The 22,583-nt window shown below is 63.7% G+C and carries 20 protein-coding genes; 16 read left to right on the top strand and 4 right to left on the bottom strand.

Annotated elements, in window-relative coordinates; translation table 11 throughout:
* The first annotated feature begins 24 nt into the window (after positions 1-24).
* From FVF58_RS14800 to FVF58_RS14785, 4 genes are all read left to right on the top strand, one after another.
* The gene (locus FVF58_RS14800) at positions 25-759 is read left to right on the top strand and encodes a methyl-accepting chemotaxis protein (protein WP_223191149.1); all 735 of its coding nucleotides are present in this window, start codon (positions 25-27) and stop codon (positions 757-759) included.
* On the top strand, positions 756-1,289 hold the full coding sequence (locus tag FVF58_RS14795) for a hypothetical protein (RefSeq protein ID WP_149670652.1): 534 nt from the start codon (positions 756-758) through the stop codon (positions 1,287-1,289). The genes FVF58_RS14800 and FVF58_RS14795 overlap by 4 nt, the downstream gene beginning before the upstream one ends.
* Before the next feature lie 61 nt (positions 1,290-1,350).
* Positions 1,351-2,322, top strand: coding sequence for a chemotaxis protein CheX (locus tag FVF58_RS14790; protein ID WP_149670651.1), 972 nt, complete (start codon positions 1,351-1,353; stop codon positions 2,320-2,322).
* Positions 2,323-2,342: 20 nt separating this feature from the next.
* Positions 2,343-2,708 carry a response regulator gene (locus tag FVF58_RS14785; RefSeq protein ID WP_011490379.1) on the top strand — a complete coding sequence of 122 codons (366 nt, stop codon included), beginning with the start codon at positions 2,343-2,345 and terminating at the stop codon, positions 2,706-2,708.
* Between the two features lie 675 nt (positions 2,709-3,383).
* Here the strand turns inward: FVF58_RS14785 and FVF58_RS14780 are convergent.
* Both FVF58_RS14780 and FVF58_RS14775 read right to left on the bottom strand, forming a co-directional pair.
* A complete protein-coding gene (locus FVF58_RS14780) occupies positions 3,384-4,142 on the bottom strand; it encodes an SDR family oxidoreductase (RefSeq protein WP_149670650.1) in 759 nt (252 codons plus the stop codon).
* A gap of 101 nt (positions 4,143-4,243) precedes the next feature.
* A complete protein-coding gene (locus tag FVF58_RS14775) occupies positions 4,244-5,206 on the bottom strand; it encodes a GlxA family transcriptional regulator (RefSeq protein ID WP_149670649.1) in 963 nt (320 codons plus the stop codon).
* A 226-nt stretch (positions 5,207-5,432) separates the two neighbouring features.
* Between FVF58_RS14775 and FVF58_RS14770 the strand changes: the two genes are divergently transcribed.
* The 5 genes from FVF58_RS14770 (at position 5,433) to FVF58_RS14750 (ending at position 10,429) form a co-directional block, all read left to right on the top strand.
* Positions 5,433-5,735, top strand: a complete 303-nt coding sequence (locus FVF58_RS14770; RefSeq protein WP_149670648.1) for a hypothetical protein — start codon at positions 5,433-5,435, stop codon at positions 5,733-5,735.
* A 77-nt stretch (positions 5,736-5,812) separates the two neighbouring features.
* Positions 5,813-6,784, top strand: coding sequence for a LysR family transcriptional regulator (locus FVF58_RS14765; RefSeq protein ID WP_149670647.1), 972 nt, complete (start codon positions 5,813-5,815; stop codon positions 6,782-6,784).
* Positions 6,785-6,889: 105 nt separating this feature from the next.
* The gene (locus FVF58_RS14760; protein WP_149670646.1) at positions 6,890-8,083 is read left to right on the top strand and encodes a CaiB/BaiF CoA transferase family protein; all 1,194 of its coding nucleotides are present in this window, start codon (positions 6,890-6,892) and stop codon (positions 8,081-8,083) included.
* Complete coding sequence (locus FVF58_RS14755) at positions 8,080-9,030, top strand: hydroxymethylglutaryl-CoA lyase (RefSeq protein WP_149670645.1); 951 nt, start codon at positions 8,080-8,082, stop codon at positions 9,028-9,030. Before FVF58_RS14760 ends, FVF58_RS14755 begins: the two co-directional genes overlap by 4 nt.
* Positions 9,031-9,097: 67 nt before the next feature.
* Positions 9,098-10,429, top strand: a complete 1,332-nt coding sequence (locus FVF58_RS14750; RefSeq protein WP_149670644.1) for an MFS transporter — start codon at positions 9,098-9,100, stop codon at positions 10,427-10,429.
* Positions 10,430-10,848: 419 nt separating this feature from the next.
* Here FVF58_RS14750 and FVF58_RS14745 read toward each other — a convergent pair whose 3' ends face one another.
* Positions 10,849-11,574 (bottom strand): GntR family transcriptional regulator, encoded by a 726-nt coding sequence (locus tag FVF58_RS14745; protein ID WP_149670643.1) that lies wholly within the window; start codon positions 11,572-11,574, stop codon positions 10,849-10,851.
* 161 nt (positions 11,575-11,735) lie between these two features.
* Between FVF58_RS14745 and FVF58_RS14740 the strand changes: the two genes are divergently transcribed.
* The 4 genes from FVF58_RS14740 to FVF58_RS14725 all read left to right on the top strand — a co-directional run bounded on the left by FVF58_RS14740 (position 11,736) and on the right by FVF58_RS14725 (position 18,358).
* On the top strand, positions 11,736-12,956 hold the full coding sequence (locus FVF58_RS14740) for a pyridoxal-phosphate-dependent aminotransferase family protein (protein WP_149670642.1): 1,221 nt from the start codon (positions 11,736-11,738) through the stop codon (positions 12,954-12,956).
* 256 nt (positions 12,957-13,212) lie between these two features.
* Entirely contained in the window at positions 13,213-14,499 is a 1,287-nt protein-coding gene (locus FVF58_RS14735; protein ID WP_149670641.1) for an MFS transporter, read from the top strand.
* A gap of 39 nt (positions 14,500-14,538) precedes the next feature.
* Positions 14,539-15,288, top strand: a complete 750-nt coding sequence (locus FVF58_RS14730; RefSeq protein ID WP_149670640.1) for a 2-keto-4-pentenoate hydratase — start codon at positions 14,539-14,541, stop codon at positions 15,286-15,288.
* Between the two features lie 49 nt (positions 15,289-15,337).
* Complete coding sequence (locus FVF58_RS14725; RefSeq protein ID WP_149670639.1) at positions 15,338-18,358, top strand: FAD-binding and (Fe-S)-binding domain-containing protein; 3,021 nt, start codon at positions 15,338-15,340, stop codon at positions 18,356-18,358.
* 24 nt (positions 18,359-18,382) lie between these two features.
* Here FVF58_RS14725 and FVF58_RS14720 read toward each other — a convergent pair whose 3' ends face one another.
* Entirely contained in the window at positions 18,383-19,273 is an 891-nt protein-coding gene (locus tag FVF58_RS14720) for an AraC family transcriptional regulator (RefSeq protein ID WP_188130826.1), read from the bottom strand.
* A 187-nt stretch (positions 19,274-19,460) separates the two neighbouring features.
* Here FVF58_RS14720 and FVF58_RS14715 point away from each other — a divergent pair, with 187 nt between their 5' ends.
* From FVF58_RS14715 to FVF58_RS14705, 3 genes are all read left to right on the top strand, one after another.
* The gene (locus FVF58_RS14715) at positions 19,461-20,363 is read left to right on the top strand and encodes a DMT family transporter (protein ID WP_149670637.1); all 903 of its coding nucleotides are present in this window, start codon (positions 19,461-19,463) and stop codon (positions 20,361-20,363) included.
* A gap of 597 nt (positions 20,364-20,960) precedes the next feature.
* Complete coding sequence (locus FVF58_RS14710; protein ID WP_149670636.1) at positions 20,961-21,677, top strand: ABC transporter permease; 717 nt, start codon at positions 20,961-20,963, stop codon at positions 21,675-21,677.
* Positions 21,674-22,570 carry a glycine betaine ABC transporter substrate-binding protein gene (locus FVF58_RS14705; RefSeq protein ID WP_149670635.1) on the top strand — a complete coding sequence of 299 codons (897 nt, stop codon included), beginning with the start codon at positions 21,674-21,676 and terminating at the stop codon, positions 22,568-22,570. The genes FVF58_RS14710 and FVF58_RS14705 overlap by 4 nt, the downstream gene beginning before the upstream one ends.
* Positions 22,571-22,583 lie beyond the last annotated feature (13 nt).

Below are 22,583 nucleotides of genomic sequence, written 5' to 3'. Positions count from 1 at the left end.
CGACGGACTTCGCAAGGAATGGTTGTGATTCAACAGTACTTATTGGCGGCACTGATTGGCGGCGCATTGACCGCGCTGCTGGCATGGACCGCGCACAAGCTGCACAGCGCGAAGCTAACGGCACGGCTGCGCGCCGAAGCGCAAGCGCAAATCAACACGCTCGAAGCGGAACACGCGGCTCATCAGGAAGCGCTGCGTGAACGGGAGCAGGCGGAGCAAACGCTGCACGCGTTGACCGCGCAATTGCGCGATGAGTTGATGCAGCAATCGGCCAGCGCCGCCGAACTGCGCGCAACGCTCGACGCCCTGAACGACGCCCGCGAACAGTGGACGAATCAGGCGCGGCAGATCGCCGCCGAAGCCACGCGTCTGAAGCATCTCGGCGCGACGTTCGAGCGCTGGCACGAGCAGATGATTTCGCTGATGACACAGAACCACGACATGCACGCGAAGAATCAGGAGTTGTCGTCGATCGTGCGGCATGTGGTGATCGTGTCGCTGAACGCGTCGATCGAAGCGGCGCGCGCGGGTCCGGCAGGTCGCGGCTTCGCGGTGGTGGCAAGCGAAGTGCGCGCGCTCGCCGCGCGTTCCGAAGAATTGTCGAAGAGCTATCGCGACAGCCTGCACCGCAATGACTTGACCACCACGTCCACGTTCCAGGACATCCAGGCGGGCGGCAAGATGATCGCGGCGTCGCTTGCCAGCGTCGAATCGCTCGCCAACCGGTTTCGTGCGCAGCTCGATGAGGTGCCGATGTGATCTCGGCCCACGCGAAGGACAGCTTCGATCGCATCTTCCGCAAGGCGGCGCAAGCGCGTCTGCCGGTGGCTGCCGGCGACCTGTGCGAGATCGTGCCGATTGCGCAGGCCGACGCCAGCCGCGACTCGCGGGTGGTCGTGTTGACCATTTCGTCGATCGTGTTCCGGCTATTGCTGATTCTGCATTTCGACGAAGACGACACCACGCGCGGCTACTACCTGAACGACGGCGACGAACAGCCCTTTCAGGAAGCATTTCTGGAAATCTGCAACCTGTGCTGCGGTGCGATGAACCAGGAACTGCTGCGCTATTTCCCGGACCTCGGCATGTCGACGCCGTATGTGTTGAACGCGCGTTGCCTGCCGCATCTGCATGAATTGAAACCGGCGCTCGTGTCGTCGTATTCGGTCGTCCTCAACGGTGCGGTGCGGCTTGCCGCGACCGTGTGCGTGTGCACGCATGCGCCGCTCGACTTCGTTGCGGACACGAGCGCCGTCGAAGAAGCCAGCGGCGAGCTGGAAATGTTTTGAGCGCGGCAGCGATCGCCGCCGTAATCAGGAAAATGAGCAGGAAAATGAGCAGGAAAGCGAAATGAACCTCGACGAACCGGTCAGCAAGGTGCTGGTGCTGGACGACTGCCCGGTGCACAAAGAAGCGCTGAAGCGATTTTGCGACGAGAACCATCTGGTCGGCGTGAAAGTGGGCAAGAACCGCTTGCCGTCGGTACTGCGCTCGAACATCGATCTCGGCGCGGTTCTGTTCGCCGAGAGTTATGGCGGCTCGCCCGAGGCCAGCGCCGAACTTGCGGTCAGGATCAACGCAGTGCGTCCCGAGTTGCCGATCATCATGCGGCGGGACCATGACCCGAGCATGGACGGCCTGCCTGAGAGCCTGCGTCGCGTGATCTGCGCGGCTTACGTCGCGCACGATATGGCGCCGTTGCGCCGCGTGATCGATGAATACATCTTCAGCCTCGACTATCCGAACGCGCTGGTGCGCGGCATCGCCGAAATGACCCAGGCGATTCTCGGCGACGTGTTCAAGGATCTAACCATCACGTGCGACACGCCATATATCGTGCGCGACCGCATCATCTTCGGCGAAGTGTTCAGCCTGATTCCGCTGGAAAGCGCATGGTGCAGGGGCTACATGACGATGCAGGCCGAAGAGGCGCCGATTCTTGAACTGCTCGACCGTTACCGGATGACCGGCAACGCGCCGGACGGCGAGGCGGATTTCCGCGATCTGAATAGCGTGCTCGGCGAAGTGACGAACCTCGTGTGGGGCTCGTTCAAGAACCGCTATGCCGGCGATGCGCACGCGTGGCAACGCAGTGATGTGCAAGTGCCGCTGCTGGTGAATCACAAGCATAAGTACATCTCGTTCGGCAGCGGCAATCCGCAACTGTGCTTCATGTACTGGCTGAGAGACCCGCAGTCGGGCCGCGCGGTCAGGTTGCATCAACGTTTCGTGTTCAGCCTGAACTGGTCGCCGGAAGACTTCACGGAAGTCACGGGCGATGTCGGCGCGATGGTCGCGGCAGGCGAACTGGATCTGTTCTGAGTAGTGTCAAAGGAAACAACATGTCGAAAATTCTGGTGGTGGATGATTCGAGCACGGTGCGCGACGAAGTGGCCGGCTTTCTGAAGAAGAACGGTCTGGATGTCGATACGGCGGTGGACGGCAAGGACGGTCTCGCCAAACTGAAGGCCAGTCCCGGCATCAAGCTGGTGATCAGCGATGTCAACATGCCGAACATGGACGGCTTGACGATGGTCGAGAAGATTCGCGGCGAGCTGGCGAACAAGACCGTCAACGTCATCATGCTGACGACCGAGAGCAGTCCGGCGATGAAGGAGCGCGGCAAGGCGGCGGGTGTCAAAGGCTGGATCGTCAAGCCGTTCAAGGGCGATGCAGTGCTGGAAACGTTCCGTAAGCTGGCGGGCTAAGCGGGCTCAGGCGTGGCGCGGCTCGGCACGGGAAAGGTGAGGGTTTTCGGGAGTGGCACGCGAGACGTTTTCAAAGTGCGGTTGCGTGGCGCGATGTTTGTCGAAACCCCTTAATTTCAGGGGTAAATCGATCGAGGCAATGAGCGCGGCCGCGCTTGCGCAGCAGTCTGTTTGCGCAAAAGGTGAGGACATTCGGGAGCGTAGTCGCGATGAGCGATACGTGAGTGCGTATGCTTCGTTGCGCCTCACCCTTCGCCTTCGGACATGCCGGCGACGATCTTGCACACGTACGTGCTTGCTCACGGCTCACATGACCCGCTGTAACGTGGTCCAGCACACAGACAGCGCAACGCACGCGAGTTACGCGATTGCGTCGGCTACCGCATCTGCGCGCGGCTCATCACCCGCGCACTTTCTTCAACGCGCGAACCACGCCAACCTGCAAGCTCTTACCTGGGTATGCAGACTACCCCGCCAGTGCTAAAGGTGAGGGTTTGCGGGAGTAGCCCATTCCGAACCTTCTGCGCCAAGCCCAGCATGCCTTTGCGCTGTGCCCCCAAGCTCGAAAGGTGAGCGTTTTCGGGAGTTATCCGGTGGATGCCTTGCGCCGAACCCGCACCGCTTCGTGTCAAAGGTGAGGCTTTTCGGGAGCCGCCGATAGCGCCTCCACGACCATCACACAGGCTTTGCGATCTCGCGAATGTCGGCCACCGGCGTCTGTCCGAACGCATCGCCAAGCGCGTAGTCGATCAGTTGAGCCGCGCACTGTTCCGGCGACGACAACTGCCCGTTGCGCTTGAGGTCTTCGAATTTCGCGCGCATCGGGAACTGCTCTTCGCCGCTGCCGCGAATCTCCGCCTGCATGTTCGTATCGATCACGCCCGGCGCGAGACTGCAAATACGCAGCGCGCGATTCGCGTCGAGCGAGACGGCGTGCGCGTGATGATCGAGCGCGGCCTTCGTCGCGCAGTAGATGCTCCAGCCAGCGTACGCGTTGCGGGCCGCACCGCTCGAAATGTGCACGATGCGCCGGTCGCTCGCATCGGCGGCGGCGCTGGCGAGCGCGCTTGCTAGCATCAGCGGCGTGGCCACGTTCAGGCTCACCGCGCTCGCGATGGCCGCCGCGTCCTGCCCTTCGATCGGCCCAATGGGCTGCACCATCCCCGCGTTGTTGAACAGCACGACCGTTTGCGCGCCGCTGACGAATGAGCGCAGCGCATCGGTCGCGATCCATTGCGCTACGCGCGTGGGGTCGGCCAGTTCCAGTTCGATTTCCTGGAACTGGGCCGGGAAGCGCGTGTTGAGCGTCGCATGACGCGAGCGGGACAAGCCCAGCACCGCAACATTGCGCGCGAGCAGTTGTTCGGAGAGTGCCGCGCCCAGGCCGCGCGTGTGGCCGGTGACGATCGCGCGAATCGGGGAAGTGGAAATCATGTCGGTCCTTGTGAGCGTTGGCTTGCGAAGGCCGTCATTTTCTCACGCAGCATTTCATGCGCGCAGCGGCGCTCTCATCCACGTTTGCCCGCGCAGCGCTTTCAGGTCGAGCGAAAGCGCTCGCGATACTGCATCGGCGTCACGCCGATCCGCTTGCTGAACACGATGCGCATGCGGTCCGCGGTGCCGAAGCCGCAATCGTATGCAACGGCCTTGAGGGCCGCGCCGCTGCTTTCGAGCAGCTTGCGCGCCGCATCCACGCGCGCACGCTCGATGAATTCGTGCGGGGTCACGCCTGTCTCCTGCACGAACACGCGCGCGAAGTTTCGTGCGCTCATGCCCGCGACATCGGCCAGTTGCGTCACGGTGAAGCTCTCGCTGATCCGTTCCATGACGTGCGCCTGCACTTTGGCGACCGGCGAGGTGTCGTCGGAGGGCGCCGTAAGGTAGGGGCTGAATTGCGACTGGCCGCCCTGGCGCTGCGCGAACACCACCAGCCGCTTGGCGACGGCCAGCGCGGTGTGCGGACCGTGATCCGCTGCGACCAGCGCGAGCGACAGATCAATGCCGGCCGTCACGCCCGCCGACGTGACGAGTGGCCCGTCGCGTAGATAGATGCGATCGAAATCGACACGCGCGTGTGGAAATTGCGCGGCCAGTTGAGCCGCATGTTGCCAGTGCGTCGTGACGTTGTGCGCGTCGAGCAAGCCCGCGTGGCCGAGCGCGAACGCGCCGGTGCAGATCGAGCCGTAGCGGCCGCAGCGCGCGGCGACGTTCGTCAGCCAGTCGAGCAGGCGCGCATCGGGCGCGTGGTTGTCGGGGAGCGCGGGGCCGCCCGCGACCAGCGCGAGATCGAAGGGCTCGCGCGCGTCGCCGAAGGTGGCGTCGGCGACCAGCGTCATACCATTCGACGCGCGCAGCGGCACGGACTCGGCGCTGAGCAGTTTGACCTCGTAGTGCTGCTCACGCGCAATGAACAGGTTGGCTTCGGAAAAGACATCGACGGGACCGGCGACATCGAGCGCTTGCACGCCGGGGAAGATCGCGATCGCGACAGTGGGCATCGAAACACTTCCTTTGACGAGGGACGGAATCCGCGCGTCGCAGCGGTCGACGCGGTGCGTTTGGCAGCGATCGGCGGTCCGTGGCGACGCGTTGACCAATACTGGACTTCATCTGACGCGCGGCCTGAACCGCATGAAGAGCGCCGTAGACCAGCATACCAAACGCGGTTTGAAGTCGCGAGGATAGCGCGTCCCGTTCATCCGAATCCGTCACGGGGCACGTCACATGACCATGATCGCAGGCATTCGGATTCCAGACAGCATGATGGCGCCTGGGGCCACGCAACGCGTGCACGATACCGGAACCCGACTGCTGTATTACCAATCGCGGCGCGTCTTTCTATTCGGCTCGCTGGCCGGTGCACACGAACAGTTGAAGTACGATTCCGAACTGCTCGCACACGGCACGATTCACAAACCGGAGACGATCTTCGGCAACGTGAAGGCGGATGTGCTGGCGCTGAAAGACCCGCATTACCATCGCGAGAATTTTTGGACGATGACTCTCGGCTCGGCGTGGAAGGATTGAGCGATTGACAGGGCGTCGCCCAGTTTTGCGCATCTGGCGTCAGAATAGATGGATCGCACACAACGCGGCGCCCCGCCATGGTAATCAAAAACCTTCTCCGAAGGCTCGACCTCACCACGCTCCAGCTCTTTCTCGCCGTCTACGAAGAAGGCACGCTCACGCGTGCCGCCGAGCGCGAGGCGATTGCCGTGTCCGCCGCGAGCAAGCGTCTGCTCGAACTCGAACAGGCGGTCGGCGCGACGCTGTTTCAGCGCAATGCGCGCGGCATGACGCTGACGCCGGCCGGTGAAACGCTGCTGCATCACGCGCGGCGCGTGATGCGCGACATCGAGAACATCGGCATTGAACTGGCCGGCCATGCAAGCGGCGTGCGCGGCTACGTGCGAATGATGGCCAATCTGTCGGCGATCGTCGAATTTCTACCTGAGGATTTGCGCGCGTTCCAGTTGCAGCACGAGCGCGTCAAGCTCGACCTCGAAGAGCGGCCGAGCGGCGGCGTGGTCGAAGCCGTCGACGATAGCCTCGTCGATCTCGGCATCTGTTCCGGCGACGCCGACACACACGACCTGCACGTCACGCACTACCGGCACGACTCGCTGGTGCTCGTGATGCGCGACGATCATCCGTTGGCGGGGCGCGCCAGTATCGCCTTCGCCGAAACCCTGGACGGCGATCACGTCGGCCTGCATGCCGCGAGTTCGATCAACGCTCGCACTCACCTCGCCGCGCGCCAGGCCGGCAAGCCGCTGCGCTTGCGCATCCATGTGCCGGGTTTCGACGCGGTGTGCCGGATGGTGCAAGCCGGCATGGGTGTCGGCGTGCTGCCGCGCAAGGTGTTTCAGCTGCTGGGTGCGCCGCTCGGACTGGTCGGCACGCCGCTCGAGGACGATTGGTCCGAGCGCAGCCTCGTGCTGGTGGTGCGCGACGTCGATGCGCTTTCGCCGGTGAGCCGCCTGCTGTTCGACCACCTGCGTTCGATCGAGGCAGCGGAAGCCGCCGAAGCCGCCAACGCATCCCCCCAAGCCCCGCCGGCCGCCGCCAGGCGCTGAGCGTTCGCCGTTCGCGAACGGTCGTTGGCGAATTGCGGTTGGACGCCGCCGCCGCGCCGCTCCTAAGCTGTCTCCCAACACGAAACCAGCTTCGGAGACAGCATCATGGGTGGACCCCTTCAGGGTATTCGCGTCGTCGAGATCGGAACCCTCATCGCCGCGCCGTTTGCCGCGCGCCTCATGGCCGAGTTCGGCGCCGACGTCGTCAAGATCGAAGCGCCCGAAACCGGCGACCCCCTTCGCAAATGGCGCAAGCTGCACGAAGGCACCTCGCTCTGGTGGTATCTGCAGTCGCGCAACAAGAAGTCCGTGTGCGTGAATCTGAAGTCCGCTGACGGCGTCGAAATCGTCAAGCGGCTCGCCGCCGAAGCCGACGTGGTGATCGAAAATCTGCGTCCCGGCGCGCTCGAAAAGCTCGGCCTCGGCTGGGACGTGCTGCACGCGATCAACCCCAAACTGACGATGGTCCGCATCTCCGGCTATGGCCAGTCCGGCCCGTATCGCGACCGGCCGGGCTTCGGCGCGATCGGCGAAGCGATGGGCGGGATCCGCTATACGACCGGCGAAGTGGACGGCGCGCCGGCGCGCGTCGGCGTGAGTCTCGGCGATTCGCTCGCTTCGCTGCATGGCGTGATCGGCGCGCTGATGTCGCTGCTGCGCGTGAAGACGGGCCAGGGCGAAGGCCAGGTGGTCGACGTGTCGCTGGTCGAGAGCGTGTTCAATCTGATGGAAAGCCTCGTGCCGGAATACGATCTGCTCGGCCATGTGCGCGAGCGCAGCGGCGGCGCGTTGCCGGGCATTGCGCCGTCGAACACGTATCGCACCGAAGACGACGGCTATGTCGTGATCGCTGGCAACAGCGATCCGATCTTCAAGCGCCTCATGTATCTGATTGGCCGCCCCGATCTCGCCGACGACCCCGCGCTCGCGCACAACGACGGCCGCGTGAAGCACTGCGCGCTGCTCGATCAGGCGATCAGCGCATGGACCTCGCATCACGCAATCGACGAAGTGCTGGCCGCGCTCGAACGCGCCGAGGTGCCGGCGGGCCGCATCTATTCGGTGGCCGATATCGTCGCCGATCCGCACTACCAGGCGCGCGATATGTTGCTGCAAGCGCAATTGCCGGGCGGCGCGTCGGTGAAGATGCCGGGCATCGTGCCGAAGCTTTCGGACACGCCGGGCGAAGTGCGCTGGCAAGGGCCGTCGCTCGGCGAGCACACCGGCAGCGTGCTAGCCGAACTCGGATTCGCCAACGAAGACATCGAGCGGCTGCGCCGCGAAGGAGCCGTGCAATGAGCGCCGTCAACGACACCCCATCCGACAAACTGATCGTGCAGGAAGTGTCCCCGCGCGACGGCTTGCAGATCGAACCTACGTGGGTCGAGACCGCCGACAAGATCGCGCTGATCGACGCGCTATCCACCGCGGGTTTCACGCGTATCGAGGCCGGCTCGTTCGTGTCGCCGAAAGCGATTCCGGCATTGCGCGACGGCGAGGCCGTGTTCCAGCAGATCGAGCGCCACCCCGGCGTGATCTACGTCGCGCTGGTGCCGAACCTGAAGGGCGCCGAGCGCGCACTCGCCGCGCACGCCGACGAACTGAACCTCGTGATGTCCGCGAGCCAGACCCACAACCGCGCCAACATGCGCATGAGTTGCGAGTCCTCGCTGCTGGCGTTCGACGACATCGTGCGGCACGTCAAGGGTTCGGGCGTGCTGCTGAACGCGACGGTGGCGACCGCGTTCGGCTGTCCGTTCGAAGGGCGCATCAACGAAGACCGTGTGGTCGGCATTGTCGATACGTATCGCGAGATGGGCATCGAGGGCGTCACGCTCGCCGACACGACCGGCATGGCAAGCCCGCGCCAGGTGGCGCGGCTGGTGACGCGCGTGCTCGAACGCTTGCCGGCCGAGGCGCTCACGCTGCACTTTCACAACACGCGCGGGCTGGGCCTCGCCAACGTGCTGGCCGCCTACGAAGCCGGCGCGCGCCGCTTCGATGCGGCGCTGGGCGGCTTGGGCGGCTGCCCGTTCGCGCCGGGCGCATCCGGCAACATCTGCACGGAAGACCTCGTGAATCTGTGCGACGAGATGGGCATCCCCACCGCGATCGATCTGGAAAAGCTCATCGCGCTGTCGCGCGGCTTGCCCGGTTTGCTCGGCCACGACGTGCCGGGGCAACTGGCGAAGGCAGGCCGCAATTGCGACCTGCATCCGGTACCTGAATACGTTCTACAGATCTGACCAACCCCGCACCTTTAACTGATTAAACGACCGGACGGCATCACCGTTTCCGGCATTGGAGACAAGCATGAGTGACCTGGGCGCAGTCGCAAGCGACAGCCGTGAGCATAGCGCGGACGATGTCGCGGCCATCATCCGTAAAGTTGCGTGGCGGGTGATGCCGCTCATCATGATCTGCTATCTGTTCGCGTTCTTCGACCGCATCAACATCAGCTTCGCGAAGTTCCAGTTGCAGAGCGATCTCGGCTTGTCCGATACCGCGTATGGTCTGGGCGCGAGTCTGTTCGTGATCGGCTATGTGCTGTTCGAAGTGCCGAGCAATCTGTTTCTGTACAAGGTCGGCGCGCGGCGCTGGATCGCGCGGATCATGATTTCGTGGGGCCTCGCGACAGCGGCCATGGTGTTCGTCAGCAACGAATGGCAGTTCTACGGACTGCGTTTCGTGATCGGCGCGATGGAAGCGGGCTTTGCGCCCGGCGTGCTGTACTACCTGACGCTGTGGTTTCCGCCGAGCTATCGCGGGCGCATCACGTCGATGCTGTTTCTCGCGTCCGCGTTCTCGGGCCTGGTCGGCGCGCCGCTCGCGGGCCTCGTGATCGGGCACATGAACGGCGTGCTGGGGATGCCGGGCTGGCACTGGCTGTTTCTGCTCGGCGGCTTGCCCTGTGTCGCGCTCGGGATCATGGTGTTGAAGCTGCTGAAGGATCGTATCGAGGACGCGGGCTGGCTGTCGTCGTCGGAGAAGACTTTTCTGGCGGGGCAGATTGCGCAGCAGAGCCGTCATCAAGACGTGGGGCGTTCGTTGATGGGGGCCATCAGGACACCCGGCTTTCTCACCCTGGGACTGGTTTATTTCCTGATTCAGGTGGCGTCGTACGGGTTGAATTTCTGGGCGCCGCATCTGATTCGCGTGTCGGGCACTCACAACCCGACCTTCATCGGCTTGCTGACAGCGGTGCCTTACGTGTGCGGCGCGATCTGCATGGTGGTGGTGGGACGCCTGTCCGACGCAACCGGCGAGCGGCGCAAGTTCGTGTTCGGCTTGCTGGTGATGTCGGCGATCGGCTTCTTTGCCGCGGGGTTCTTCGACAAGCAGACCGGCTTGCTGGTCGTCGCGCTGGCCGTGATGGGCGCGGGCGTGGTGGCGTCGATTCCGGCCTTCTGGGCGCTGCCGCCCAAGCTCCTGGCGGGCGCCGGCGCGGCTGGCGGGATCGCGTTGATCAATACGCTGGGACAGCTTGGCGGGATCGTCAGCCCGGTCATGGTGGGGCGTGTGATGGATCTGACCGGGAGCACCACGCCGGCGCTGTATGTGATCGGCGCGATGAGCGTGGTTTGCGCGTTGATCGTGTTGTACGGATTGCCGGAGTCGCTGCGGCGGAAGGAAGTGGTGCAGTGAGCGTGGTTTGAATAGGTGTGGGCGGCCTGTCGGCATTCGGAAAAACGATGCGCCGGAGGCTGCCCGCGACTGAGCCGGTGGTAGATAGCCTTGTGGCATCAATCACTTGGCCGGGCTGTGCGCAGGTTGTCCACAGGCTTGTGCCCAAATTATGTGGACAACTGGAAGTTGGGTCGGCCGCGGCTCGTATGGCGTCCTTGCTAAACGAGCTCCGCAGCATGAAGGACCACGTAACAACCCCCCGTGCCTACACATCAACCGCAAGCATATACTTCTGCTGCATCAACCACTTGGCTCGGATATGCGAATGTTGTCCACAGGCTTGCGAACATTTTAGGTGGACAAGTTTTTGCCTTCGGCGCGGGCGTTCGGACGGCGCCAGCCATCTCGACGCCGAACGCAAAACACCTTTAGGTGGCTTAAGTCTTCAACGGCGAAGCCGCCGCCGCTTCCTGCGACTGCACCTGCAAAACCGCATCGCGCTTGTCGAGCAGATGCTGCCGGAGAATCGCACTCAGCTTTTTGCCGTCGCGCGCTTCGAGCGCCTTCAGCATCTCGTCGTGATCGTGGATCGCACTGTCCCACTTGGGAGTCTGAAAGTTCGAGCGGAACCTGAGCGCCTGCAAGCGCCGGTTCACCGCGATATAAGTCTGCCGCAGCGCTGAATTGCGCGCTGCCTCATTGATCTTGTCGTGGATCGCCTGGTTGCGGCTGTAGTACCCAGGCAGATCGTTTTGCGTGCGGCACGCGAGCATCGCGTAATGCAGCGCCTTGATCTCGGCAAGCTCGGCGGCGGTCATGCGCTCCGCCGCCAGCTCACCGGAAAACGCTTCGAGACCGCTCATCAATTCGAAGGTCTCGCGCAACTCCGCCTCAGACATCTTCGACACCGACGCGCCCCGATTCGGCGAAATCTCGATCAGCCCTTCCGCGGCCAGCACCTTCAGCGCCTCGCGCAGCGGCGTGCGCGAAATGCCGAGCGTTTCGCACAGCTCCCGCTCGTTCAGTTTCTTGCCCGGCTCCAGCGCCCCTTCGACGATAAAGCGGCGGATGTGCTCCACCACCGTGTCGTGCAGGCGCTGGCGCTCGACTTTCGGCATCAGCGGGGACGCGGTGACACCCGGATTGAAATCCGAATTTTGCATACAAAAACCCTCATCTCGCATGAATTGGGATTTTATCGGAAGCTGAAAGATTAGTTAATAGCAAGGGTAAACACCGGTCTGCGGACGCCAATTTCGACTTGGGAGCGTCGGGTTTCGTCTGATATAGTTTTTTGCATGCAAAATTCAATTGGAGGAGCCCAATGCTCAAGCTAGACTTTCATCCCGCTGGACGTCACTTTCTGCAGATTCCGGGTCCGAGCCCGGTGCCCGACCGCATCCTCCGGGCGATGAGCTATCCGACCATCGACCATCGCGGCCCGGAGTTTGGCGAACTCGGTCTGAAGGTGCTCGACGGCATCAAGAAGATCTTCAAGACACAGCAACCCGTGGTGATTTATCCGGCGTCCGGCACGGGTGCGTGGGAAGCCGCGCTGTCCAACACGCTGAGCCCCGGCGATCAGGTGCTGATGTTCGAGACCGGCCATTTCGCGACGCTGTGGAAAAAGATGGCGGAAAGCCTTGGCCTCAAGCCTGAGTTTCTCGGCTTGCCCGGCATCGAAGGCTGGCGGCGCGGGGTGCAGCCGCAGATGCTCGAAGAGCGTCTGCGCGCCGACCCGCAACACGCGATCAAGGCGGTGTGCGTCGTGCACAACGAAACATCGACCGGCGTCACGTCGGATATCGCCGCCGTGCGCCGCGCGATCGACGCGGCGGGCCATCCGGCTCTGCTGCTGGTCGATACGATCTCGGGTCTCGCATGCGCCGACTATCGCCACGACGAATGGGGCGTCGACGTGACCGTGTCGGGCTCGCAAAAGGGTTTGATGTTGCCGCCGGGCATCAGCTTCAACGCGATCTCGCCGAAAGCGATGGCCGCCAGCAAGCACGCGAAACTGCCGCGCAGCTTCTGGGACTGGAGCGAAATCGTCGAGATGAACAAGACCGGCTACTGGCCGTACACGCCGAACACGAATCTGCTCTACGGCTTGCACGAAGCGCTGGAGATGATTCTCGGCGAAGGGCTCGACAACGTCTTCGCCCGTCACGAGCGTCTGGCCGAAGCGACCCGCCGCGCGGTGCGCGCGTGGGGCCTGGAGATCCAGTGCGCGGACCCGGCCGTGTATAGCCCGGTGCTGACCGGCGTGATGATGCCCGACGGCGTCGATGCCGACGCGGTGCGCAAAGTCATCTACGAACGCTTCGACATGTCGCTCGGCACGGGTCTCGGCAAGATGAAAGGCCGCATGTTCCGCATTGGCCACCTGGGCGATTGCAACGATCTGATGCTGCTCGCCACGCTGGCCGGTTGCGAAATGGGTCTGCGTCTCGCAGGTGTGCCGCTCAAGGAAAGCGGCTTGCCTGCCGCTATGGAGTGGTTGAGCCAGCCGGCCAAGGCCTCGAGTCTGAAAGCCGCAGCCTGAAGCGCGCCGCGCGCAATGGCACGGCGCGGGCCGCAAGCGCCGCGCCGTCAGCCTTAAAACGAACAGGCAATAGATAAGCAACAAGCAGCAGGCGGAAAGGGAAGGCGGTGAGCACTTCCCTCGAGACTAAAAAAGCCGCGCACAGAACGCGGGCCGAACAACATGCAAGAAGTCCGCAGCGACGTGTGCCGCTGCCGGTCAACGACGCAGCGCGCCATCCCCGGCGCGCCGTCGACACATGCAATGGAGAGAGACGATGAAGCGGTTTCGTTTGACCAGCGCGCCCAGTATCGTGTTAGTGATGCTGTGCATCATGTACTTCATCACCTACCTCGACCGCGTAAACGTCAGCACCGCGGCCGCGGGCTTCGGCAAGGAATTCCAGCTCTCGCATACGCAGGTCGGCCTGGTGTTCTCGGCCTTCGCGTATCCGTATCTGGTCTTTCAGGTGGTGGGCGGCTGGGTGAGCGACCGCTTCGGCGCGAAACGCACGCTGCTGTGGTGCGGCGCGATCTGGGGTGTAGCCACCGTGCTGACCGGTCTCGCCGGCGGCCTCGCGTCCCTGCTGGCCGCGCGCGTGCTGCTCGGCTTCGGCGAGGGCGCCACGTTTCCCGCCGCGACGTCCGCGATGTCGCGCTGGGTCGCGAAGGAAAACCGCGGCTTCGCGCAGGGCATCACGCATGCGGCGTCGCGCATCGGCAATGCGATCGCGCCCGCGCTGATCGTGCTGGTGATGGCGACCTGGGGCTGGCGCGAATCGTTTTACATCTGCGGTGTGCTCAGCCTGTTGTGGGTCGCCGTGTGGGCGGTCACCTTCACCGAGCATCCGAAAGATCATCCGCGCATCACGACTGAAGAACTCGCGGCGTTGCCCACGCCGAAGCCGAAAGCGGCTGGCGTACCGTGGAGCAAACTGTTTCGCCGCATGGCGCCGGTCACGATCGTGTACTTCTGCTACGGCTGGACGCTGTGGCTGTTCCTGAGCTGGATTCCGCTGTACTTCCTGCGCAACCATCATCTGCAATTGCAGAAGTCGGCGATCTTCGCGTCGGTGGTGTTCTTCGCCGGCGTGCTCGGCGATACGCTCGGCGGCATCGTGACCGACTGGATCTTCAAGCGCACCGGCAGCCTGAAACGCGCGCGCAGCTGGATGGTGTCCGTCTGCATGCTGTTCTGCCTGCTCTCGCTGATTCCGCTGATGTTCACGCACAGCCTGTATCTGTCGATTGCGTGTCTCGCGTCGGGTTTCTTCTTCGCCGAAATGACGATCGCCCCGATGTGGGCGATTCCGATGGACATCGCGCCGGAATTCGCGGGCACCGCGAGCGGCATGATGAACACCGGCTCGGCGCTGGCCGCGATCATCTCGCCAGTGGTCGGCGGTTTTCTGATCGACTACTTCGGCAACTGGGATTTGCCGTTCGTCGGCAGCATTCTGTTAATGGGCGTCGGCGTGGTGCTCGCGTTCCGCATGCAGCCGGAAAGCAAGTTCGCGCTCGATACTGCGGACAACGCACACGTCTCCACCAGCATGGGCGTGTAAGCGCAATCCACTGTTCACTCACTGTTCGCGATTGAAGACATGACCTCATCCCTCAGCCGGCGCCTTGCCGACGCACGCCGCGACCGCGTCACGCTCGGCACGTTGCCGCCGGAGCAGGTACCCGCCGACGCCCGCGCGGCCTACGCAATCCAGCACGAGATCCTGAGCGCGTCCGGCGCGCGGATCGGCGGTTGGAAGATCGGCGCGAAGTCCGCGAGCGGCCCGATCCAGGGCGCGCCGTTGCCCCATGTCGACCTGCACGCAGATGGCACGCGTTTGTCGCGTGACGGCTTCGCTCCGCTCGGGCTCGAACTGGAAATCGCGTTTCGCTTTGGCCGCCGCTTCGAGCCGTCCACGACGCCTTATAGCGAAGACGAAGTGAAGGCGGCCATCGGTTCGATCGGTGCGACCATTGAAGTCGTTGCGAGCCGCTATGCCGCGTGGCCCGACATCGACAAGCTCGCGCAACTCGCGGACTTGCAGAATCACGGCGCGCTGATCGTGGGCGAGTTCATCCCGTATCGCGAGGACTTTCCGTTCGTCGCGCCGTCTTTGCATTTCAGTTTCGACGGACGCGACGTGGTCGAAACCGCGCCCGCAAATCCCGCCGGCGATCCGCGGCGCTTGCTGACGTGGCTCGTCAATCACGCGAGTTCGCGCGGTATCGCGGTGACGCCGGAAATGATCGTGACCGCGGGGTCGTACACCGGGATGTTTTTTCCGCGCAAGGCGGGCACGGCAAGCGGGCGCATCGAAGGACTCGCGCCGGTCAGCGTGACGTTGTACTGAGCGGCTTCGCCTGCTTTTCAGCTCCCCAGCTTTCCCACAAGCCGACGATATGACGAACCCCACTTCCGCTTTACTCGTCAAGCCGATTCATCTGGTTCCTTCTGCCGCGCGCCTGACGAGTCCGCTCGCGCAGCATCTGCGCAAGTCGCTGCGCGGCGACGTGCTGTTCGATGCGGCGAGCCGCGGCCGTTACGCAACCGACGCGTCGATCTATCAGATCATGCCGGTCGGCGTAGTGGTGCCGCGCGATCAGGAGGATCTGCGCATCGCGCTGGAGATCGCCCGCAGCGAGAAAGTGCCGCTGCTCGCGCGCGGCGCGGGCACGAGCCAATGCGGCCAGACGGTCGGCGAAGCGTTGGTGATCGACACGAGCAAGTGGCTGAACAACATCGTCGCGTTCGATGCCGAAGCGCGCACCGTGACGGTCGAGCCAGGCGTCGTGCTGGATCATCTGAACGCGTGGCTCAAGCCGCACGGCCTGTGGTTTCCGGTGGACGTGTCGACGGCGGCGCAGTGCACGATCGGCGGGATGGCCGGCAACAACTCGTGCGGCTCTCGCTCGATCGAATACGGCAACATGGTGCACAACGTCGAGGCGATCGACGCGATTCTCGCCGACGGCAGCGAAGCGCGCTTCGCGTCGCTGCGCGAGACGCCACAAGGCGCGCGCGTGCAGCAGATTCTCGACGGCGTGACGCGCATCGCGCAACGCGAGCGCGATGAAATCGTCGCACGTGTGCCGAAGGTCTTGCGGCGCGTGGCGGGCTACAACATCGACCTGTTCGATTGCCAGAACCCGCGCGCTTATACGGACGACGGCATCGCGAATCTCGCGCATCTGCTGGTCGGCTCGGAAGGCACGCTCGCGTTCAGCCGGCAGTTGACGCTGAAGCTCGCGCCGCTGCCCGTGCATAAAACGCTCGGCGTGGTCAACTTTCCGACGTTCCGGCAATCGATGGAACTGACGCAGCACATCGTCAAGCTGAAGCCGGTGGCGGTGGAACTCGTCGATCGCACGATGATCGATCTGGCGATGAGCAATCCCGCGTTCCGTCCGGTGATCGGCCGCGCGCTGGTCGGCGAGCCGCAAGCGATCCTGCTGGTGGAATTCGCGGGCGAGGACCGCGACGCGCAGCTTGCGTCGCTCCGGCAGCTCACGGAACTGATGGCCGACCTGGGCTTGCCTGGTTCGGTCGTCGAGATGACGGACGCGAACGAGCAGAAAGCGTTATGGGAAGTCCGCAAAGCCGGGCTCAACATCATGATGAGCATGAAGGGTGACGGCAAGCCGGTGTCCTTCATCGAAGATTGCGCGGTGCCGCTCGAACATCTGGCCGACTACACGAGCCGTCTGACCGAGGTGTTCCATCGGCACGGCACCGAGGGCACCTGGTACGCGCATGCGAGCGTCGGCACGCTGCACGTGCGGCCGATTCTCGACATGCGGCGTGACGGCGCGGTGAAGATGCGCGCGATCGCCGATGAAGCGGCGGCGCTGGTGCGCGAATACAAGGGCGCGTATTCGGGCGAGCACGGCGACGGGCTGTGCCGCGGCGAATGGGTCGCGTGGCAATACGGGCCGCGGCTGAACCAGGCGTTCAGCGAGATCAAGGCGCTGTTCGATCCTGACAATCGCTTCAATCCCGACAAGATGGTGCGTCCGCCGAAGATGGACGACACGCGTAATTTCCGCTTTGCGCCGGGCTACAAGGCGCATCGCATCGATACGGCGCTCGACTGGTCGGCATGGAACGTCGAGCGCGATCCGCTGACCGGACAGGAGACCTTGCCGGGCAGCGGCAACGATCTGTCAAATGGTCTCGCGAAGGCCGTGGAGATGTGTAACAACAACGGCCACTGCCGCAAATTCGACGCGGGCACGATGTGCCCGAGCTATCGCGTGACGAAAGACGAGCAGCACGTCACGCGTGGCCGCGCGAACACGTTGCGCCTCGCCATCTCCGGTCAGCTCGGCGAAGCGGGTCTCGCGAGCGACGACGTCAAGGACACGCTCGATCTATGCGTGTCGTGCAAGGGTTGCAAGCGCGATTGCCCGACCGGCATCGACATGGCGAAGTTCAAGATCGAGGCGCGCGCGGCGCGCGTCAAGCGACATGGCCTGCGTCTGCGTGACCGGCTGGTCGCGTTCATGCCACGCTATGCCGCCGCCGCGAGCCGCATGCCGGGTCTGATGGCGCTGGCCGATAACGTGCCGGTGTTATCGGCGTGGTTCAAGCGGTCCGTGGGCTTCGCGCCCGAGCGGAGTTTGCCGCGCTTCAGGAAGTCGTTTCTGTCGGGCGCGGCGCCTCGCAAAGCGGCTCGAAACGGCGCGTTGAAAGAAGTGCTGCTGTTCGTCGACACTTTCAACAACAACATGGAGCCGGATAACGCGCGCGCCGCGCAGCAGGTGCTGGAGGCTGCAGGCTACACGGTGCACTTCAACGTGCGCCAGGGCGAGCGCCCAGTGTGCTGCGGCCGCACCTTCCTCGCGGCGGGTCTGGTCGATGAAGCGAAGCAGGAAGCGCGGCGCATGCTCGATCTGTTCAAACCGTTCGTCGAACGGGGCGTGCCGGTGGTCGGGTTGGAGCCGTCGTGTCTGCTGTCGTTGCGCGACGAGTTTCTGCACTATGGCTTCGGCGAAGAAGCGCAGCGGCTCTCGCAGCACGCGTTTCTATTCGAGGAGTTTCTGGTGCGCGAGGAAAAGGCCGGCCGCTTGCAGATTGCGTTGAAGCCGTTGGCCGCGCGCGAGGCGCTGGTGCATGGTCATTGCCATCAGAAGGCGTTCGACGCCTTCACGCCCGTGCAGACCGTGCTGAAGTGGATTCCCGAGCTGAAGGTATCGACGGTGGAATCGTCGTGCTGCGGAATGGCGGGCAGCTTCGGTTACGAAGCCGAGCACTATGCGACTTCGCAGGCGATGGCGGAACTGTCGCTGCTGCCGGCAGTGCGCAAGATCGACGGCAATACAGTGATGGTGGCCGACGGCACCAGTTGCCGGCATCAGATCCACGATGGCGCGGGTGTCGACGCGATCCACGTGGCGCGCGTGCTGGCGATGGCGTTGCAATAATCACGCTGGCGACGCCAGCCGCGCTCAAACGCCGACGATCTGCCGGAACACCGTGGGCGCCACGCCGACACTCTTGCGAAAGCGATGGCTGAAATGGCTGGCGTTCGCATAGCCGCATTGTTCGGCGACTTGCGCGAGAGGCAGCGTCGTCGTGCGCAACAGCGTGCGCGCGCGTTCGAGCCGCTGCTGCGCGATCCACGCGGCGGGCGGCAGGCCGAACGACTCGCGGAACATGCGCGCAAGATGAAACTCCGACAACGCCGCGACGCCGGCCAGCTCGCCGAGCGTGAACGGCTGCGCGAGATGGCTTTCGATGTAATCGCGCAGACGCCGCCGCGTCGCCACCGACAAACCGCCTTTCAACGACACGTCCGTGCGGCGCACGCCTTGCGCGCGCAGCAGCAGGCTCAGCACTTCATGCGCTGTTTCGTTGGTGCGCAGCAGACCGTCGGGACTCTGCCACTCTTCGTTGACGAGCGTTTGGCACAAGCTGGCGATGCGGGCGTCTTCGAAATAGGTGCGATCGGCGAGCGTCAGTTCGCGCGGTTCGCGGTCGAGTTCCTGCACGGCGCGCTGCGTGAAGTGCTCGGGTAGGAAGTACAGATGCATGAAGTGCATGTAGCCGCGCACCCACCAGCGCGATTCGTGTTCGCCAGGCAGCGCGCAAAGCCGCGACGGCGCGCCATAGTGGCCCGGCATTTTCTGACGCTCGGTGCGATAGCCGCCATCCAGATAACACGACAGCGTGTGATGGCCGGGCCGCTCGTAGACGGTCTCGGTTTCTTTCGTGTCGCGCGTCCATAGCGCGATCGCGAGCCCGTCGCCGAGCCACGCGAAGCGGTCCAGATGCGCGTCCGCGCTGCTCAGCGTGTGACACACCGACTGAAGGCCGAACGGCGTTTCGGTAGCGGGCATCACGAGGACGGGCGGGCTGGCGTTCACGGCAAAAGGGCAAACGGCTTCGATGGCTGGATGACCACGAGTATACGTGCGCGCCTGTGCGGCGGATCATCGGCGCGAAAAAGTGCGCAAGCCTGGACAAGTGCGGCGGCTCGCGCGGCCGCACAGTCGAGCTTCCGACTCTGCTGCCGCAACCTCGACTATGAATCTTCTGCTTTATGTCACCACTGTTCTGATCTGGGGCACCACGTGGCTCGCGATCAAATGGCAACTCGGCGCGGTGCCGCCGCCGGTGTCGATTGCGTGGCGCTTCTGGATCGCGGCGCTGTTGCTGTTCGCGCTGCTGCGCATCATGCGCCGCCCGATCTGGCCGCCGCGCGCCGCGTGGCGCTTTCTGTTCGCGCAAGGCTTCACGCTCTTCTGCCTGAACTTCCTATGCTTTTACTACGCCGAGCAGACGGTGCCGAGCGGGCTGGTGGCCGTGGTGTTTTCCAGCGCACCGCTGCTGAACTCGATCAACGGACGCCTCTTCATGGGCCGGCCACTGCAACCCACGGCGATTGCCGGCGCATTGCTGGGCCTCGTCGGTATTCTGTGTCTCTTCGTTCAGCAGATGGCGGGACACCTCGGCGATCGCACTGAGTTGATCGGACTCGGAATCGCGTTTCTCGGCACCCTGTGTTTCTCCACCGGCAGCCTGTTGTCGAGCCGGATGCAGTCGATGGGCTTGCACCCGTTTGTCACCAATAGCTGGGCGATGCTGATCGGCGCCAGCATCCTGACGCTCGGCAGCCTTGTGGCGGGCTTTTCGTTCGCGGTCGAGCCATCGGTACGTTATCTCGGCGCGCTCGCGTATCTCGCGGTGTTCGGCTCGGTGATCGGCTTTACCGCGTATCTGATGCTCGTCGGCCGCATGGGCCCCGAACGGGCCGCGTATTGCACGGTGCTGTTTCCGATCGTGGCGCTGGCGGCATCGACGGTATTCGAAGGTTACCGGTGGTCCGCGTTGGCGGTGGTCGGACTGTTGCTGGTAGTGGCCGGCAATCTGGTGGCGTTCGATTTGACGCGGCGGATTTTTACGCGGCGAACGCTGGCGAAATCTTGATGCAGCACATCTCCGCCGGCGTCGCCTGACGCAACACGCAACCACGAAGAATCGTATGCGGCGGCTGTTTCAGGTGAGGATTTCCGGGAGCCGCCCGCGCACAAAAAACTGCAATGGTGAGCGTTTCCGGGAGCCGATTCTCCCGCCCACGGGCTGCCCGGCTGCCCATAAATTAACCACATGGGTAGACGAACGCCCTGTCCGCCCGTATAATCCTTGCTCCCTAACCGCAAAATCGCAGCCAAATAGGCTAAGTTAGAAGGGGTTGAATGCAAATGAGTGCCACCTTGCATCCAGCCCATCGCCGGTAAAAGACCTGCATTCCGAGGGGCTCCCAAACCCCCGTCGGACAAGCGACCCAGCGCCGCTGTCCACCTCATCGAAGGATCTGGCGCCAGTTTTGCTGACTGGTTAGCCACCGAGGGCACGAGCAGTTCATCGCACCGCCCTCGCGCCGGGCAAACCACACAGTCCCGGCATCACTCGGTTCAACTCGCGGCACCTGCCGCGTCCCGAACTTCCCATTCGCAGCGTCGTTACGACGCCTGTGCGGCGCGGCTGTTTCTGCGCGTCGCCCGAACAAGGAGGCGCATCTTCATGATTCATCGTCCTGCCAGACTGATCGGCAGTCTTGTAGCCATCGGCTTGGTCGTCGCTTTGCTCAGCCACGCGATCGACCCCGGCGCATTGCAGCAATACGCGCCCGATCTCGTCTACTACACGAAACGGCACCTGCTGCTGGTCGGCTACTCGATGGCCCTCGCCCTGCTGGTCGGCATACCGGCCGGCATTTTGCTGAGCCGTCCATCGTTCGCGCGTCACGCCGAACGCTTCATGCAGATCTTCAACATCGGCAACACTATCCCGTCGCTTGCTGTACTGGCCATCGCGCTCGGCATCTTCGGCATCGGCGATATTCCGGCGCTCGTGGCGCTGTTCCTCGCCTCCTTGCTGCCGATCACGCGCAACGCCTACGAAGGCATGAAGAATGTGTCGCCCGCGCTGCGTGAGGCGGCGCGCGGCATCGGCATGACCGGGTGGCAATCGCTGCTGCGCGTCGAGCTGCCCAACGCAATGCCGATCATCATCGGCGGCGTGCGTACCGCGCTCGCGATCAACGTGGGCAGCGCACCGCTCGCGTATCTGATCGGCGCGGACAGTCTCGGCACGCTGATTTTCCCCGGCATCTACCTGAACAATCAGCAGCAGCTTCTGCTCGGCGCCGCGGCGACCGCGATTCTCGCGCTGGTTCTCGACGGCATCGTTTCGGCCGGCAGCCGCTACCTGCTCGCACGACGCGGGGTGACGGCATGATGAATCTGTTCAAACACAGCCGCTGGATCGCCACGGGTGCATTGCTCGTCGCGAGCTTGCACGCGGGCGCATCGACGCTCGTCGTCGGTGGAAAAAATTTCACTGAGCAGTACGTTCTTACTGAGATCACGTCGCAATACCTGAGCTCGAAGGGCTACACGATCGACGCGCGCGCGGGGCTCGGCAGCACGCTCATGCGCAGTGCGCAGGAGAACGGCCAGATCGACGTGGTCTGGGAATACACGGGCACGGCCGCGCTCGTCTACAACAAGATCACCGAGAAGCTGGACGCGAAGACGATGTACGAGCGCGTGAAGGAACTCGACGCGAAACGGGGCCTCGTCTGGCTCGACGCGTCACCGCTGAACGACACCTACGCGCTTGGCTTGCCGCAGCAGTTGGCGCAGCAAACCGGCATTCGCACGATTTCGCAACTCGCCGCGAAGCTCGCGGCCGAGCCGAAAAAGAAGCACGTGTTCGCGATGGATGCGGAGTTCGCCAATCGTGCCGATGGCCTGAAGCCGCTCGAAGCCGCCTACGGCATGGAGTTCAGCCGCGCGGAAACGCGTCAGATGGACCCCGGTCTCGTCTACACCGCGTTGCATAACAACCAGGTGCCGATCGGTCTGATCTACACGACGGACGGCCGCGTGAAGGGCTTCGACATCGTGCCGCTCGAAGACGACCGGCACTATTTCCCCGCATACAACGCCACGCCGGTGGTGCGCAAGGCGATTCTCGACCAGAACCCGCAGCTCGCGGCGCAACTGAACGCGCTCTCCGGCGTCCTGAACAACGACGCGATGCTGGAGATGAACAAGCAGGTCGACATCGACGGCAAGCCGGTGCGCGAAGTCGCGGCGGATTTCCTGCGCACGCACAAGCTGCCCTGAGCGGAGACCTTTC

This window comes from Paraburkholderia panacisoli (assembly GCF_008369935.1).
In the GTDB taxonomy this organism is placed as follows: Bacteria; Pseudomonadota; Gammaproteobacteria; order Burkholderiales; family Burkholderiaceae; genus Paraburkholderia; species Paraburkholderia panacisoli.
Note: the sequence above shows the minus strand (reverse complement) of the source record. Positions and strands in the feature narration are given on the sequence as shown.

Excerpts from the sequence above, each read along its gene's own strand:
- FVF58_RS14760 (WP_149670646.1), top strand. The coding sequence starts at position 6,890 with ATGGGTGGACCCCTTCAGGGTATTCGCGTCGTCGAGATCGGAACCCTC.
- FVF58_RS14725 (WP_149670639.1), top strand. The coding sequence starts at position 15,338 with ATGACGAACCCCACTTCCGCTTTACTCGTCAAGCCGATTCATCTGGTT.
- FVF58_RS14740 (WP_149670642.1), top strand. The coding sequence starts at position 11,736 with ATGCTCAAGCTAGACTTTCATCCCGCTGGACGTCACTTTCTGCAGATT.
- FVF58_RS14720 (WP_188130826.1), bottom strand. The coding sequence starts at position 19,273 with ATGCCCGCTACCGAAACGCCGTTCGGCCTTCAGTCGGTGTGTCACACG.
- FVF58_RS14765 (WP_149670647.1), top strand. The coding sequence starts at position 5,813 with ATGGTAATCAAAAACCTTCTCCGAAGGCTCGACCTCACCACGCTCCAG.
- FVF58_RS14790 (WP_149670651.1), top strand. The coding sequence starts at position 1,351 with ATGAACCTCGACGAACCGGTCAGCAAGGTGCTGGTGCTGGACGACTGC.
- FVF58_RS14735 (WP_149670641.1), top strand. The coding sequence starts at position 13,213 with ATGAAGCGGTTTCGTTTGACCAGCGCGCCCAGTATCGTGTTAGTGATG.
- FVF58_RS14715 (WP_149670637.1), top strand. The coding sequence starts at position 19,461 with ATGAATCTTCTGCTTTATGTCACCACTGTTCTGATCTGGGGCACCACG.
- FVF58_RS14745 (WP_149670643.1), bottom strand. The coding sequence starts at position 11,574 with ATGCAAAATTCGGATTTCAATCCGGGTGTCACCGCGTCCCCGCTGATG.
- FVF58_RS14705 (WP_149670635.1), top strand. The coding sequence starts at position 21,674 with ATGATGAATCTGTTCAAACACAGCCGCTGGATCGCCACGGGTGCATTG.
- FVF58_RS14770 (WP_149670648.1), top strand. The coding sequence starts at position 5,433 with ATGACCATGATCGCAGGCATTCGGATTCCAGACAGCATGATGGCGCCT.
- FVF58_RS14730 (WP_149670640.1), top strand. The coding sequence starts at position 14,539 with ATGACCTCATCCCTCAGCCGGCGCCTTGCCGACGCACGCCGCGACCGC.
- FVF58_RS14710 (WP_149670636.1), top strand. The coding sequence starts at position 20,961 with ATGATTCATCGTCCTGCCAGACTGATCGGCAGTCTTGTAGCCATCGGC.
- FVF58_RS14755 (WP_149670645.1), top strand. The coding sequence starts at position 8,080 with ATGAGCGCCGTCAACGACACCCCATCCGACAAACTGATCGTGCAGGAA.
- FVF58_RS14750 (WP_149670644.1), top strand. The coding sequence starts at position 9,098 with ATGAGTGACCTGGGCGCAGTCGCAAGCGACAGCCGTGAGCATAGCGCG.
- FVF58_RS14775 (WP_149670649.1), bottom strand. The coding sequence starts at position 5,206 with ATGCCCACTGTCGCGATCGCGATCTTCCCCGGCGTGCAAGCGCTCGAT.
- FVF58_RS14785 (WP_011490379.1), top strand. The coding sequence starts at position 2,343 with ATGTCGAAAATTCTGGTGGTGGATGATTCGAGCACGGTGCGCGACGAA.
- FVF58_RS14780 (WP_149670650.1), bottom strand. The coding sequence starts at position 4,142 with ATGATTTCCACTTCCCCGATTCGCGCGATCGTCACCGGCCACACGCGC.